The organism is Streptomyces guryensis (assembly GCF_021261325.1).
Taxonomy (GTDB): Bacteria; Actinomycetota; Actinomycetes; order Streptomycetales; family Streptomycetaceae; genus Streptomyces; species Streptomyces guryensis.
This window is the reverse complement of the sequence record NZ_JAJSBI010000049.1, coordinates 1-14,107: the sequence shown is the minus strand read 5'-3', so window position 1 is coordinate 14,107 and position 14,107 is coordinate 1. Positions and strand designations below refer to the sequence as shown.

Annotated in this window: 15 protein-coding genes and 4 pseudogenes; 10 read left to right on the top strand and 9 right to left on the bottom strand. The window is 69.0% G+C overall.

All coding sequences use genetic code 11. The features are described from left to right. Positions 1–16: 16 nt before the first annotated feature. Positions 17–334: a helicase associated domain-containing protein gene (locus LJ657_RS49460; RefSeq protein WP_232655778.1), complete on the bottom strand. Its 318-nt coding sequence runs from the start codon at positions 332–334 to the stop codon at positions 17–19. Positions 335–440: 106 nt separating this feature from the next. Between LJ657_RS49460 and LJ657_RS46465 the strand changes: the two genes are divergently transcribed. From LJ657_RS46465 to LJ657_RS46440, 6 genes and pseudogenes are all read left to right on the top strand, one after another. Beyond that, complete coding sequence (locus LJ657_RS46465) at positions 441–2,147, top strand: MFS transporter (protein WP_232655777.1); 1,707 nt, start codon at positions 441–443, stop codon at positions 2,145–2,147. 57 nt (positions 2,148–2,204) lie between these two features. Further along, a pseudogene (locus LJ657_RS46460) lies at positions 2,205–2,331 on the top strand (DUF2975 domain-containing protein); the annotation flags it as partial. Next, on the top strand, positions 2,331–2,513 hold the full coding sequence (locus LJ657_RS46455; RefSeq protein ID WP_232655776.1) for a helix-turn-helix domain-containing protein: 183 nt from the start codon (positions 2,331–2,333) through the stop codon (positions 2,511–2,513). The pseudogene LJ657_RS46460 and the gene LJ657_RS46455, both read left to right, overlap by 1 nt. A gap of 52 nt (positions 2,514–2,565) precedes the next feature. Beyond that, positions 2,566–2,823, top strand: coding sequence for an IS3 family transposase (locus tag LJ657_RS49285; protein WP_372488074.1), 258 nt, complete (start codon positions 2,566–2,568; stop codon positions 2,821–2,823). A gap of 21 nt (positions 2,824–2,844) precedes the next feature. Continuing rightward, positions 2,845–3,126, top strand: coding sequence for a hypothetical protein (locus LJ657_RS46445; protein ID WP_232655775.1), 282 nt, complete (start codon positions 2,845–2,847; stop codon positions 3,124–3,126). Between the two features lie 67 nt (positions 3,127–3,193). Continuing rightward, on the top strand, positions 3,194–3,928 hold the full coding sequence (locus LJ657_RS46440) for a hypothetical protein (RefSeq protein WP_232655774.1): 735 nt from the start codon (positions 3,194–3,196) through the stop codon (positions 3,926–3,928). A gap of 29 nt (positions 3,929–3,957) precedes the next feature. Here LJ657_RS46440 and LJ657_RS46435 read toward each other — a convergent pair whose 3' ends face one another. From LJ657_RS46435 to LJ657_RS46420, 4 genes and pseudogenes are all read right to left on the bottom strand, one after another. Next, positions 3,958–4,377: a hypothetical protein gene (locus LJ657_RS46435; protein ID WP_232655773.1), complete on the bottom strand. Its 420-nt coding sequence runs from the start codon at positions 4,375–4,377 to the stop codon at positions 3,958–3,960. Between the two features lie 1,179 nt (positions 4,378–5,556). Next, positions 5,557–5,709 carry a hypothetical protein gene (locus LJ657_RS46430; RefSeq protein ID WP_232655772.1) on the bottom strand — a complete coding sequence of 51 codons (153 nt, stop codon included), beginning with the start codon at positions 5,707–5,709 and terminating at the stop codon, positions 5,557–5,559. A gap of 242 nt (positions 5,710–5,951) precedes the next feature. Beyond that, positions 5,952–6,821 (bottom strand): IS5 family transposase, encoded by an 870-nt coding sequence (locus tag LJ657_RS46425; RefSeq protein ID WP_232655771.1) that lies wholly within the window; start codon positions 6,819–6,821, stop codon positions 5,952–5,954. A gap of 259 nt (positions 6,822–7,080) precedes the next feature. Further along, a pseudogene (locus LJ657_RS46420) lies at positions 7,081–7,731 on the bottom strand (transposase); the annotation flags it as partial. A 7-nt stretch (positions 7,732–7,738) separates the two neighbouring features. Between LJ657_RS46420 and LJ657_RS46415 the strand changes: the two are divergent. Continuing rightward, a pseudogene (locus LJ657_RS46415) lies at positions 7,739–8,288 on the top strand (transposase); the annotation flags it as partial. A 71-nt stretch (positions 8,289–8,359) separates the two neighbouring features. On the opposite strand, the gene LJ657_RS46410 reads toward LJ657_RS46415, so the two are convergent. The 4 genes from LJ657_RS46410 to LJ657_RS46395 form a co-directional block, all read right to left on the bottom strand. After that, a complete protein-coding gene (locus LJ657_RS46410; protein WP_232655769.1) occupies positions 8,360–8,980 on the bottom strand; it encodes a dihydrofolate reductase family protein in 621 nt (206 codons plus the stop codon). Then, positions 8,980–9,486, bottom strand: coding sequence for an SRPBCC family protein (locus LJ657_RS46405; protein ID WP_232655768.1), 507 nt, complete (start codon positions 9,484–9,486; stop codon positions 8,980–8,982). The genes LJ657_RS46410 and LJ657_RS46405 overlap by 1 nt, the downstream gene beginning before the upstream one ends. Before the next feature lie 3 nt (positions 9,487–9,489). Continuing rightward, positions 9,490–9,831, bottom strand: a complete 342-nt coding sequence (locus LJ657_RS46400; protein WP_232655767.1) for an ArsR/SmtB family transcription factor — start codon at positions 9,829–9,831, stop codon at positions 9,490–9,492. Between the two features lie 96 nt (positions 9,832–9,927). Further along, positions 9,928–10,374 (bottom strand): hypothetical protein, encoded by a 447-nt coding sequence (locus tag LJ657_RS46395; RefSeq protein ID WP_232655766.1) that lies wholly within the window; start codon positions 10,372–10,374, stop codon positions 9,928–9,930. Positions 10,375–10,956: 582 nt separating this feature from the next. Between LJ657_RS46395 and LJ657_RS46390 the strand changes: the two genes are divergently transcribed. From LJ657_RS46390 to LJ657_RS46380, 3 genes and pseudogenes are all read left to right on the top strand, one after another. After that, positions 10,957–11,850 carry an alpha/beta hydrolase gene (locus LJ657_RS46390; protein WP_372488073.1) on the top strand — a complete coding sequence of 298 codons (894 nt, stop codon included), beginning with the start codon at positions 10,957–10,959 and terminating at the stop codon, positions 11,848–11,850. A gap of 172 nt (positions 11,851–12,022) precedes the next feature. Next, positions 12,023–12,850: pseudogene (locus LJ657_RS46385) on the top strand (helix-hairpin-helix domain-containing protein); the annotation flags it as partial. 150 nt (positions 12,851–13,000) lie between these two features. Further along, on the top strand, positions 13,001–13,900 hold the full coding sequence (locus LJ657_RS46380) for an aldo/keto reductase (protein ID WP_232655765.1): 900 nt from the start codon (positions 13,001–13,003) through the stop codon (positions 13,898–13,900). Positions 13,901–14,107: the final 207 nt, after the last annotated feature.

Below are 14,107 nucleotides of genomic sequence, written 5' to 3'. Positions count from 1 at the left end.
ATCGTCCCTCCAATACCTACGTCCAGCGCATCCCGATCGCGGATAGCTGCTCCACCCGTTCCGGCGTCAGCGTCGCGGCCCTGCTCCGCTGATTCCCGATCCAGGCCCCCAGCTTGTGCTCCCGCTCTTCCAGTCCAGGGCCGCGATCTGGTCGAGCAGTCCGTAGTTGCCGGAGGCGTGGTGCTCGGACTCCGCGCTGAGTTCGGTCGTGGCCGGCGATGAGCGGGTCGAGGTGCGGTTGCGGAGCTGTGCCGTCGCCCTGGATGGCTTCGTTGGGTGCGTCGGCGGTGGGAGTGATCAACGGGTGAACAACCTCGCACCGCCCCCTAGGCATACCGACTAGTCGGTACTAGCCTCTGGCCACACTCTCGGAGCCGGGCGCACCGAGCCCCCGTCGCCGTGACGCAACACCCGGTTTCCGTATCCCCAGGAGGAGCCGTATGTCCGCCACACCGACGGCGTTCGACGCCGACAAGCCCACGCCTGACGGGCCCGCCGTGCACGCCCGCAGGCCGCTGGCCCGCCTGTACCGTCGCGACCTGGCGGACTACCCGCCCACCGGTCGCCGCATGGCGTATCTCGCGATCGTGGTCATCACCACCGTCGTCCTGTACTACATGCTGTACATCCAGTACGCGGTGGCGACGTCGATCATCACGCACTTCGACATGACGTACCGCTACTTCGTCTGGGTCTCGGTAATCGGCAACGCGATCGGGGCCTTCGCCTCGCTCGTGGCCGGTCTGGCCGATCGCTGGGGCCGGGCGAATCTGGTGGTCTACGGGCTGCTGATCGCCTCGCTGCTGGTCTTTTTCGGGCTGCCGAACGCAGCGAACAAGAGCGCCTATCTGGTGCTGTTCGCGCTCGTCAGCTTCATCGAGGGCATCGTGCTGGTCGCCACCCCTGCGCTGATCAGGGACTTCTCCCCTCAGCTCGGCCGGGCCACGGCGATGGGGTACTGGACGATGGGTCCGGTCATCGGCTCTCTGGTGGTCACCACCGTCACCAGCAACACCCTCGACAGCGCCACCTGGCAGGACGAGTTGCGGTATTCGGCGATCGCAGGGTTCGTCGTCTTCGTCGTGGCGATCTTCGCGCTGCGCGAGCTGTCCCCGGCGCTGCGCGACCAGACCATGGTGTCGCTGCGGGACCGGGCCCTGATCGAGGCGCGCGCCAGGGGGTTGGACACCGAGGCGGTGCGCCGCGGCGAGTGGCGGCAGATGATGCGCCCGGACGTGCTGGGCTCGGCCTTCGCCATCGCCGTGTTCCTGCTGCTGTACTACGCGGCGGTCGGCAACTTCGTCGTCTACTTCGCGACCACCTTCGGCTACAGCGAGCAGCGCACCAACGCGCTGGCCAACTGGTACTGGGGCGCGAACGCCATCGCCCTGGTCCTGGTGGGCCTGCTGTCGGACCGGCTGAAGGTCCGCAAGCCCTTCATGATCGTCGGCGCGGTCGGCTCCATCGTGGTGACCGCGATCTTCGCGACCCGCGCCACCCACCAGATGACCGACTACTACACCTTCGCCTGGCTGTTCATCGGCATCGGCGTCTTCAGCGGCATCGCCTACGCACCCTGGATGGCGAGCTTCACCGAGACCGTGGAGAAGCACAACCCGGCGGCAACGGCGGCAGGCCTGGCGGTGTGGGGCTGGACGGTGCGCATCGTTGTCGCCGTCTCCGCGGCCTTCATCCCGGTGCTGGTGACGTCCGTGACCCCGCTTGTGGAGCACGGCAGCGAGGTCAAGGCCGCCTCCGTGCAGGCGGCGCCCGCGCTGGCCATCGTCAACGTGCACCCTCAACTCTTCGCCGAGCTGAACAAGTACACCCCGACCACGGTGCCGCCCGCGCTGGGCGCCCGCGCCGTCAAAGAGGTCGGTGCGGCGAACCTGAGTGTTGTGCAGAAGGCTGCGCCGCAGCTCAAGTTGCTGCAGGAATACGGCCCCCAAGTCCAGAAGGCGTCGAAGGACGGGCCCGGTGAGTGGCGCATCTGGTGGTGGATCTGCGTCGGCGGCCAGGTGCTCTTCCTGCCCTTCGTCTTCGTGATGGCGGGTCGCTGGAGTCCGAGGAAGGCGCGTGAGGACGCCGAGGCGCACCAGATCGCGGTCGATCGCGAACTGGCCGCCCTCGCCGCCGCCGAGAAGTGACCAGACGCGGGGCCGGCCGTGGACGGACCGGCCGGCCCCGCTGTCACGGGCGGGGTCGGGGTCGGCGTGGCCATCCTCAGAAGTCACGCTCATCGTGCTCGTGCTGCGGATGTCGCTCACCCAGGCTGTCGCGCGTGACCGCGAAGCTTCACGGATGCAGGCGGAGTCGGACGAGGCGATGTGATGCCGATCGCCGTGGCCATCGATGTGATGCCGGCCAAGCGGAAGATGTCCGTGGGCGAGCTCGCGGACCGCGCAGGAATCACCCCCGCCAACCTGGCACTACCCGAGAACGGCCGCGCCAAGACGGTGCGTTTCGCAGCGATGTCCGGGACGAGGCGGCGGTCAGTACGCCGTGGCCTGTGATTCCAGGTAGCTCTTCAGGAAGGCGGCTTTCGCCTCGCTGTCGGCCAGGACCGTGCGGGACACCGAACTGAAGGAACAGATCAGCGTGGTCTTCGAGGCCAACTACCGCGTCTACGGGGCGAGGAAGATCTCGCGTGAGCTGAACCGGCAGGGCCACCATGTGGCCCTGCCCGCCACCGCGCGGGGGGACACGTGGCTGATCGTGGACCAGCTTTCTTTGGTCGGCGGGTTCACCACCCCGCCGGGCGCACGCACATCCGGCTCCGCGCGCCGCGCCCGGCAGGCCAAAATTGCGCGTGCCCGCCCGTGACGGACTCGGAATCATGGGGGCATGAACGACGAGGACACCCCGGGCGCAGGCGACGGCGAAGAAGACGGCGGCCAGGAAGCGGAGCCGCAGCAGGACAGCAGCACCCACGCCGACCTGTCCGGTTTCATGGAGTCGGTCAGCCAGACCGCCGCGTGGCTCAACTCCATCGACAAGATGCTTGAGCCCGTCCGTCGCCACATCCGGGACCTGAAGTCCACCCGCCGGGCCATCGACAGCGTCATGGGACCGGGCAACGCGCTCTATCAGGCAGCCCTGGACGCCCGGCGCCAGTGCCAGGCCTGAACCTGTTCTGGCGCTGCAGAGCGATCTGAGCGACATCTACGACTGGCACCGCCGCATCAACGACGTCGTGCGCAGCGTGTCGCTCCCCCGCGCACTGCTGGACCAACTCGCCGAGGCTGCCGCCCTCTTCCTGCCCGCGAACCTCAGCGGCCTCGACACCGACGACCTCTTCACGAACCTGGACCTAGGCGAGGACGACGGCCTGTGCCTCGCATGGGCCCCCCGGACCGAGATCGTCAAAACCCTGCTCCCCTCGCCACCCGCCAGGAGCGCTACGCCCTCCTCGCCGAACGCCGCGACGACGTACTCGACGACGTCGCCGCCAGCCTCCAGCTCGTCACCCACCCCAAACTCACTCACCGGCATGGGCACCATCCTGGGCGCAGCCACCTCAACCGCGCGGGCCGGCTTCAGCGAGGGCGCCCAGGCCCTGGCGGGCAACGTGCTCGAGACCGCGATGAAGAGGCACGGCAACGCCTGGATCCGATGCTCGTTCCCGCAAGCGACGTACACAAAAGGCAGCCATCACGGCACCATCGGCAGCACCCTGGACGACGCGGACGACTGGGGCGACCTCACGCTCCTGCAGTTCAAGCACTACCTGGTGCTGGCCGGCATGCGGAACGCCTTCGGGCCCGGCGCCACCCAGGACACCTTCAACCGCCACCTCGGAGCGCACGAGGCCTCGCCCGACACCTACCGTCCGGAGTTCGCGCTGACGGCGATACTCCTCGCCCACGCACTGCTGCGCGCGCTGCACCAGAATCTCGAACGCCCCGACGCCGCAGAGGACGACGCGTAGCCGATCTCAGCCGGCCTGCTCGCAGCCGCTCAGGCCGCCTCGGAGTCGATCTCGTCCCGTGCCTGACACACCAGACCCCACAGCTTCAGCGGAGAGACGAGGTCAGCATCTGCGGTCTCCGTCGCCCCGCCGTAGCGCATGTGAGTGGCGTCGAGAAAGGGGGGAACGCCCATCTCGTTGCGCAGCCGGTGCAACACCGCCTGCTCGACGTCGTAGGCGTCCGCGCCCAACTCGAAATACTGCGTCCGGATCACCAACCAGCCATCGCGCCTGTGATCGGCCAGCCGTGTGGTCCCCATGTTGCTGATCCCCAACTTCACAGCGTTCCAGCGCGGGTGATGCAGGACATACACCAGCGCGGGCAGGACGTGGTTCGCGCCGAACGGGCGGCACCCTCCCGCGCCTTGAAGTGCCCTCGTGACCACGGTGTCGCAGGTGATGCACTGCATGCGCCACGCGGCCTGAAGCCGTCCCGGGTAGTGCTCCAGCGGCTGGAAGCCCAGAACTGTCAGCCGCGCTACGGCCTCGTGGGGCTCGACCAGGGGACTTCCCGAACACTGGCGGCACACTCCGCGACCGTACTTCGCCAGGTGGTGCACCGGGAAGACGACCCGCCCGCATGCGACGTGCCGACTCTTCCACCGTGCGAGCGTCCCCGGGCACGGCTCCAACGGCTCCAGCCCCACCGCCCGCATCTCCGCCTCGGCCTGGAGCGAGAAGTTGGCCCTGCGGGTCGCCGCCGATGACCTTCGAACACGCCAAACACCCACCGCCCCTCCGCACCGTGGTGAAACGCGGTTCGACCGTGCTGCCGCAACGCAGACACTGACACGGCCAAGGCATCTGGCTGCCCGGGTACGGCTCCAGCGGCTGGAAGTGAGCAGACCGCATGAACTCCTCGGCCTCCTCATCGCTGACGCGGACCGAGACGTTGCACGCCGAGCAGCACACTTCCCCCGCCCGCACCTCAGCGAGCCGCGGATACCGGATCTGACCACACGCAAGGTGCAGGGCCTTCCACCCCTTGTGCACTCCCGGATAGTCACCCAACGGCTCCCACCCGTATCTGACCAGATCGTCAACCGCCCGACCGGATTCCTCTGCCCGCCACCGCATACCGAGAGCCTGCTTCGAGCACGGGCCGCACCGGTCCTGTCCCCGTTCCTGGACCTTCGCGAAAGTCGGGCCGACGCTCCTGAACACACCCGCCGCACAGGGACGGCCACGGCTCCAACGCGCCCGGGTACGGCCCCAGCGGATCCCACCCGTGTTCCCGCATGACCGTCTCGGCCTTCGCCGCCATACCGTCCTTCTGCCGCGCTCCCCGCTCGATCGCCACGCACAGCCGGCACCCGACGGCATCCGAGCCCGCCTTCTTCACCGCCGCCTGCACGGTGCCGAAGTGCGGTGCCACCTCGTCCCCGCGCGCGAGGCACCGGCAGCGCCATGCATCTTGTTGCTCGGGAAGGCCTCCAGCGGCTCCAGCCCGGCCGTACGCATCACCCCGGTCGCGTAGTCCGCATCGATGCGCCGGCCCTTGGCCGCCGCAGCCTCCCGCCCGCAGTACAGGCCCCCCCACCACCGCCCCTGACCGTCCCGTACGTAGGCCGCACTTCACGATCACACCGCTAGCACCGGCACCGCCACGGTGTCCCGCGTCCCGGGTACGGCTCCAGCGGCTCCAACCCCGCCGCGATCATCACCGCGACCGCGACCGCTGCCATCGCCTGCTTCTTCGCCGCCGCCCGCCGCGCCCGCGCCTCCTGCCTGGCCGCAGCCACCCAGACGCTGCACCCCCTACCGGACCGGCGCGTGACGTCCTTGAACAGCTCCAGGCGAGAGCCCCCGCACTCCCCCCACCGGCAACGCCACGGCGCCGCAACCCCCAGGTACCCCTCCAGCGGCTCGAGGCCGGCCGCCCGCATCAACTCGGCTGCGGCAGCGGGATCAACACGGCGCGGCAAGACGACCCCCACAGGCTGGGCAAGGTCAACCTCCTTAGAGGTCGTTTTCTCCCGTTGTTTCATCCCGTGATGTGGATTTGATCCGGTGATGTCGGGTCGCGCCACGAGATGGTGGCTTCGCCGGTGAGGCGGCGGGCCATCAGGTCGGTCATGGCCAGGTGGATCATGGCTTCGGAGCGAGCCGGGAGGGTCTCGTAGTCGCGGGCCAGGCGGCGGTGGAACATCAGCCAGCCGTAGGTCCGCTCGACTGTCCACCGCTTCGGTATCGGGGTGAATCCCCTGGTCCCGGGTGTGCGTTGGGTGATTTCCATGTCGATGCCGAGGGCGGCGGCATGCTCGACCAGGTGCTGGCGGTAGCCGCCGTCCACCCACACCTTGCGGATGCCGGGATGACCGGCGGCGACCTGGTCGAGGAGCCGGGTGCCGGCCACGGAGTCCTGGACGCTGGCCGCGGTGACCAGCACCGCGAGGAGGAGGCCGAGCGTGTCGGTCACGATGTTCCGCTTCCGGCCCACGATCTTCTTGCCCGCATCCGTGCCCTGACTCGTGACGGGGACACTGGTGGAGGTCTTCACGCTCTGCGCGTCGATCACGCAGGCCGACGGTTCGGCCTCCCGTCCTTCCTTCTGCCGTAAGAGTTGCCTGAGCAGGCCATTGAGCTGGGCGAACACGCCTTCCTGCTGCCACCTGGCGAAGTAGCCGTAGACCGTGTTCCAGTGCGGGAAGTCGTGCGGAAGGTAGCGCCACTGCACCCCGGTACGGTCCACGTACAAGATCGCGTCCATGATGTCGCGCAGGTCGTGCTCGGGCGGCCGGCCGAAGTCCAGGGCCCGGCCGCGGCGCTCGAAACGCCAGGCCGAGAGCACAGGCTCGATCAACTCCCAACGGGCATCGGACAGATCACTCGGATACGGGCGTCGCTTCGGCATGCTTCCGGCGTACTGGCTGCGAACGAGTGCGCCCAGTCGCACACCAACGGCGGTCGAAGCACACGTCCTCGAAGACCGGGCATCCTGGGATGAGACAGGATTACGGCCTTTTCCGTCCCATCCGCAACCTCCCACCACTCGCCGACATCCACTGACTCCGCGACCTCGCCTGCACCGCCACCCACCGCTTAAGAAATTGCCCAATAAGCGGACGCGATAGATGAAAACGACCTCTTAGAGGTCGTTTCCTCCCTCTCTTTCATCCTGGGATGCGTATTTGATCCGGTGATGTCGGGTTGCGCCAGGAGATGGTGGCTTCGCCGGTGAGGCGGCGGGCCATCAGGTCGGTCATGGCGAGGTGGATCATGGCCTCGGAACGGGCCGGGAGAGCCTCGTAGTCGCGGGCCAGACCGCGGTTCAGCATCAGCCAGCCATAGGTCCGTTCCACGGCCAAGCGTTTGGATATCGGGGTGAATCCCCTGGTGCCGGGGGTGAGGGTGCTGATCTCCATGTCGATGCCGAGGGCGGCGGCGTGCTCGACGAGGCTCTTGCGGTTGCCGCCGTCCACCCAGGTCTTGCGGATCGTGGGGTGGTCAGCGGCGACCTGGTCGAGCAGGCGGGTGCCAGCGTTGGAGTCCTGGACGCTGGCTGCGGTGACCAGGACCGCGAGCAGGAGGCCGAGGCTGTCGGTCACGATGCTCCGCTTGCGGCCCACAATGTTCTTGGCGTTGTCCATGCCCTGGCTCGTGACGGGGACGCTGGTGGAGGTCTTCACGCTCTGTGCATCGATCACGCAGGCCGATGGCTCGGTGCTGCGGCCCTCCTGCTCGCGGACCAACTCCCGCAGCAGGCCGTTGAGCTGGGCGAAGATGCCGTCCTTCTGCCACTTGGCGAAGTAGCCGTAGACGGAGAAGGCCGATTTCCCCGAGGACGCGTCGATCCGCATCTCGCACGAGGCGATCTACCAGGCCCGCTACGTCGAGAGCCGCGGCGCGCTCAAACGCGAGCTGGTCGCCTGCCTGCGCACCGGGCGGGCACTGCGTGTCCCGCGCGCCCGCACCCGGCGCAAGGCCTGGGCCCAGGTCTCGCCAGAGGTCATGATCAGCGAGTGTCCGGCCGAGGCAGACGACCGCGCCGTCCCCGGGCACTGGGAGGGAGACTTGATCATCGGGCTCAACCGGTCGGCGATCGGCACATTGGTCGAGCGAACCACCCGGTTCACCATGCTGGTCCACCTGCCCCGCGAGGAGGGGCACGGCACGATCCCGCGCACCAAGAACGGGCCCGCCCTTGCCGGCTATGGCGCACTGTCGATGAACAAGGCACTCACGCCGGTGATCACAACGCTTCCCGAACAGCTACGCCGGTCGCTGACCTGGGACCGCGGCAAGGAGCTCTCCCAGCACGCGCAGTTCAGGCTCGACACCTGGCGTCGCGGTCTACTTCGCGGACCCGCACAGCCCCTGGCCCTGGTGGCCCGCTGATCCGAGCGTGTGCGCCGTGGGTGCTCGGATCGCCAGGGTGGAGTGGTGGCGCGGCTACCGTGGGTGCACGGCGTAGGTCAGGTGCGTCACCCGCGACGACGGCTCCGAACGGATCGGCTGCAGCGCGACCCTGGACGCGTCCACGCCCTCGAACAGGCGGATTCCGGAGCCGAACAGCACGGGCGACAGCGCGATCGAGAACTCGTCGATCAGGCCGGCGTTCACGTACTCCAGGATCGTCGCGCCGCCGCCCGCGATGCGGACGTCGCGGTCGCCGGCGGCCTCGCGGGCCTGGTCGAGCGCGGTCTCGATGCCGTCGTTGACGAAGTGGAACGTGGTCCCGCCCGGCCGCTCCCAGGGGTCACGCTTGGTGTGCGTCACGACGAAGACCGGCGTGTGGAACGGCGCCTCCTCCGGCCACATCTGCTCGCCGGCGTCGAACATGCGCTTGCCCATGACGCTTGCGCCGGTGCGCTCGTACGTCTCCCGCAGGATGTCGTTGTCGCGCCCCTCCTCGCCGCCCTCGCCCAGCTTCAGGTTCTCCCGGAAGAACCGCTGCGGGAAGATCCACTGCTGCAGTTCCATCCACTGCTGCCCCATCAAGTCCCCGAGGGACTCGGGCGCGATGAACCCGTCCAGCGACATCGACACGCTGAAGAACACCTTCCCGGCCATCAGCCCTCCGCCTCCTTCCGGACGATCTCGGTGACGTAGGCCGCCAGGTTGCTCAGGGTCTGCCGGCCGCCCTCGATCGCGTGGTACTTCTCGACCGCCTGGTCGCGCAGTTCCTTGCTGGGGAACACTGTGCGCATCACGATCCGGGTCGCCGCGCCGTCCGGCGCGAAGGTCAGGACCGACTCGAAGGCGTTCGGGTCGTCGCGGGACTCGCCATGCAGCAGCGCGATCCGCTCCGGCGGGGCGATCCGCAGCCAGCGGATCCACTCGGAGTAGTCGGTGCCGTCCGGCCCGTGCAGCACGAAGTCCCACTCCCCGCCCTCGCGGAACTCGAAGGACCGCGTGGTGGTGGTGAACCCGTCCGGACCCCACCACCGCGACAGGTGCCGGACCTCGGTGAACGCCTCGAACACCAGCTCCCGAGGGGCGTCGATGACCCGGGAGATCACGATCTCCCGGTCGGCCGTCGCCGGCTCCGCCCCCGTTTCCTGCCTTGCCCCTGCCATCGGTCATTCCTCCTGCCGTGTCCGCTTGAGGTCCTGCACGTAGGTGTCCAGCCGGTCGAAACTCTCGTTCCAGAACCGCTCGAATCCGCCGACCCACTCGTGGACCGGCCGCAGCCCGCGGGCGTCCAGGCCGTAGAGGCGCTGCTTGCCCGCCCCGCGGACCCGAACCAGCCCCACCTCCCGGAGCACCCGCAGGTGCTTGGACGCCCCCGGCTGGCTCATCCCCAGCTCCTCGGCCAGGTCGCTCACCGGCCGCTCACCCGCCCGCAGCAGCGCCAGGATGTCCCGGCGCTGCGGCTCGGCGATCGCGTTGAACGCGTCCGACGTCGTCGCTGCTCGTGCCATGGCCGCCATCATATTCCCATATCGGTATATGGCAAGCCGGTCGGGAATCGGGCGAGTCTTGCCGGATGACGATCGCAGCCCCCCGGCCCCGCCCAGCTATGGACGTGCGGTGAACCGCCCGTCAGGGCGCTTGTGCAGCCGGCCGCGGTCGGCGAGCTTGGTCATCTTCGCCCGCAGCGGCTCCAGCCTGCCGCACACCGACGCGTCCAGGCCCAGCCGCTCGCCAACCAACTTGACCTGCACCGGGCCGTCCGCCTCTGGCACGATCGCCAGGATCCTGCGGTAGCCGGCCGGCAGCGCACCCTCGTCGGCCGCGTCGCTACGGTGCGGGATCAGCAGTACCGCCCTCCCGGCCACCCCCACCGACACCGGAGCGACCGCCTCGACATCGGCCTGGGCCTGCTCGGCCAGAGGATTCAACACCCGCTCCGCGATAGCCAGTTCCTCCCGCTCGACCCGCACCTCCTGCAACTGCTTGGCCAACCGCTCGGCGAGGGCGTCCAGTCCGCTCCGGCGAGCGGTGATCCACTGCCGCTCCTGCATCTCGGCAGCCTCCCGCGGCCTCATAGCGTGCCGCCCTGCCGGCGGATCGCAGGCGGGCGTCGGTCACGGGCGCAGCCGAACCCGGCAGACCGCCGGAACAGGACCTGCCCGATGATCTACGGCATGGACATCAGCCGCCGACCGGCACGAGTCCGCGAATCGCCACTCACACCAGACCGTGACCTGCGATTCCACGATGCACGTCACTCACTGCGGGCCATATACGACGTCTCCTACGACGCATGATCCGGCCGCCTGCTGAGGAGTGGCGCCAAATGAGCCTGATCGGCCGTCGCCAGGCGCACACCGCGGTGAAGGCGCCCGCGAAGGCCTCGTCACCCTCCAGCGCGGCCTGGTTCTGGAGGCGCCTGTGGGCAGCGGGATGAGCAGGCCAGGCAGTCATGCCGGAGCGAGACGAGATGAACCGGTCGCACCCGAACGCCACAGCGGAGCTGCCTCTGACGCCTGGAGCGTCCGTCCCCCCTTCGGCAGTCGGCTCGTGGTTGTCCCTTGCGTGATCAGCGACGAGCCTCCATTATCAGGAATCCTGATACTTTAAGTTTGCAGCGATGGGGTCCAGCCATGTCATTCAGGCCCAGAATCCAGGCCAGAGGGGTTCAGCTGTTGCTCGGCCGAATGATGAGCCGCGTGCACAAGGATCTGCGCTTCAGCGACATCCCGAAGCGCACGGAATCCATCCGGGTGGAGACCGGCGCCGGACCGGTGACGTGCACCGTCTACCGCCCGTCGGCCGCCGCCGCAGCCCCTGCCCCCGTGTACGTCAACTTCCACGGCGGGGGGTTCGTGATTGCCCGCCCCCAGCAGGACGACCACATCTGCCGCTACATAGCCGCCACAGCCGGCTGCGTGGTGATCAACGTGGACTACGCCGTCGCCCCGCAGCGGCCCTACCCCGCCCCCGTCACCCAGGCGTACGACGTCACCGCCTGGGTGGCCGAGAACGGCACCGCCAACAACTGGGACGGTTCGCGACTCGCCGTAGGCGGACACAGCGCCGGGGCCAACCTGACCGCCGCGGTGTGCCGCACCGCCCGGGACCGCGGCACCTTCACGCCCCGCCTCCAGATCATCGACTCGGCACCGCTCGACCAGCTCGCCGACCCGGCCACCAAGCAGTCCCCCATCGTCAAGCCCCTGCTCACCCCTCAGCTCATGCGGGTCTTCACCGCCGCCTATGTCCCTGATCCCGCCGACCTCGCCCATCCGCTGGTGTCGCCCGGTCTGGCGGACGACCTCGCCGGTCTGCCGCCCGCCCTGGTGATCACCTCGGAGAACGACCGCCTGCGCGACGAGGGCGATGCATACGCCAAGGCCCTGGAAGCTGCCGGCGTTCCGGTCACCCACCGTTGCTTCGAGGGTGTCGACCACTACTTCACCCACACCGGCCCGGTACCGGCCGGGAAGGAAGCCATCGATCTGATGGCCACCACCCTGCGCACGGCACTCACCCCGTGACCGCTGACAGGAGCCGACAGTCCTTGTGACAACACGCTGCCTTGACACCTATCGCCCTTCGGCTCAAGTGCCCGAGGCTTAAGCGGTCAGGGTTTCCCTTGTCAGAATTCGAAATCCATGTAGTCGATGTCGTTGCTGGCGACGTCTGATAGCCCCATGGCGCGGCCGCCGCCGTCGAGTGGAGGAGCAGACCATCGGCTTCCCCGAGGTGTGCCCGCGCTCGGATCCGGCATCGACACCAGCCAGGAACGCCGGCGGTGCGAACAGGGCCGCAACTGCCACCTCGTCGCGCCCTTCTCCTACCGCCGCAGGCCGCGCGACCAGCTCGACATCGAAGGCCTGGGCGCCACCCGCGTCGTCCAGCTCGTCGAGGCCGGCCTGGTCACCGGCCTCGCCGGCCTGTTCACCCTCACCCGCGATCAGCTCCTCGCTCCGGAGGGGATGGGCGCAACCAGCACCGACAGCCTCCTGTCCGCCATCGCCCCGGCCAAGGGACAGCCGCTGTCGCGGGTGCTGTGCGCGCTCGGGGTGCGCGGCACCGGCCGTTCCATGTCCCGCCGCATCGCCCGGCACTTCGCCACCATGGACCACATCCGCGCCGCCGACGCGGAAACGATGCAGCAGGTCGAGGGCATCGGCACCGAGAAGGCCCCCTCGCTCGTCACCGAACTCGCCGGACTCGCCCCGCTCATCGTTTCGCCGCCGCCGGGGTGAACATGAGCGAACCCGGCGCCACCCCGCCCGCGCCGGCCACCGAAGACGCCGGCGCCGACGGCGGGAGCACGCAGAGCGGGGACGCTGCAGGGCGGGCCGCCGGCCGGCATGACGGTCGTGGTCACCGGCGCGGTGACCGGCCCCCTGGAGAAGCTCAGCCGCAACCAGATGAACGAGCTCATCGAACAAGCCGGCGGCCCGCTCCTCCTCCGGCGTCTCCAAGAAGACCACCCTGGTCGTTGCCGGGGACGGCGCCGGATCCAAGCGCGGCTCCACGGCGGCCTGATCGAGCACCTCTCGCCAGGTTCAACGGCTGTGCGGTGACGGTTCGTTCCCGATGCGGATGTGGCGTTTCACCCAGCCCGTCGACCTGTCGAAGCACCCCGCGGCCGCCTCATACTCCAGAACCTGACGAACCGACAGGTGAAGGAGCACGGTGAACGCAGCAGCGGCGGCAGGGACCTGGAAGCTCGGGGACCTGGAGGTGAACCGTGTCGGCTACGGCGCGATGCGGCTGACCGGCAACGGCATGATGGGGAACTCCGACGGCACTGCGATCGACCGCGATGCCGCCGTACGGCTGCTGCACGGCGCGTTCGAGCAGGGTGTCAACCACATCGACACGGCGGCCTTCTACTTCTCGCCGATGCGCTCCGCGAACGAGCTCATCAACCGGGCCCTCGCGTCCTGGCGCGACGAGGTGGTCGTGGCGACCAAGGTCGGCCCGGGGCGCGATCCTTGCGGCGAGTGGCTCTCCATGGCCCGCCCCGACCGGCTGCGCGGCCAGGTCGAGGAGAACCTGCGCCAGCTCGGCCGGGATCACCTGGACGTGGTGAACCTGCGAAACGATGGCAGGGATTCGATCGCCGAGCACTTCGGCGCCCTCGCCGAGCTGCGCGCTGCGGGCCTGGTCCGCCACCTCGGGCTCTCGAACGTCCGGCCGCAGCACGTCGCCGAGGCCCGGGCGATCGCACCCGTGGTCTGCGTGCAGAACTCCTACGGCCTGGACTGGCGCCGCGCCGACGAGAGCGGACTGGTGGACCTGTGCCTCAGGCAGAGCATCGCCTTCGTGCCGTTCTTCGCCATCTCCAGCCTGCGGCGCGAGGCTGCCGCCGCCCAGGAGCAGGACGCCTGTGTCCAGGCGGTCGCCCGCGCCCATGATGCGACGCCCGCCCAGATACGGCTGGCCTGGACACTCCACCGCGGACCCCACGTGCTGGCCATCCCCGGCACCGCCAACCGGGCCCACCTCGCCGAGAACATCGCCGCCGGCGCCCTTCGCCTGAGCGAGGAGGAACTGGCCCTCCTGAACAAGCCGAGCGGGGCCGGCGCCTGAGCGCGCCGGTGTCCGGACCGCCGCGGGTTCGGGCGCAGGCGCAGGACAGGCAGCTCGGCGCCGCCGTTGCGCCGGCCGGGGGGGGCCTCTATGTCTTTCGTCAAGCGAGGCGTGGGGTTCTGGGTTCGTAGAAGGTGCCGTCGCGGAGCATGGCGAACAGCACGTTGATCCGTTGTCGGGCCAGGCGGAGAAGTGCTTGGGTGTGGG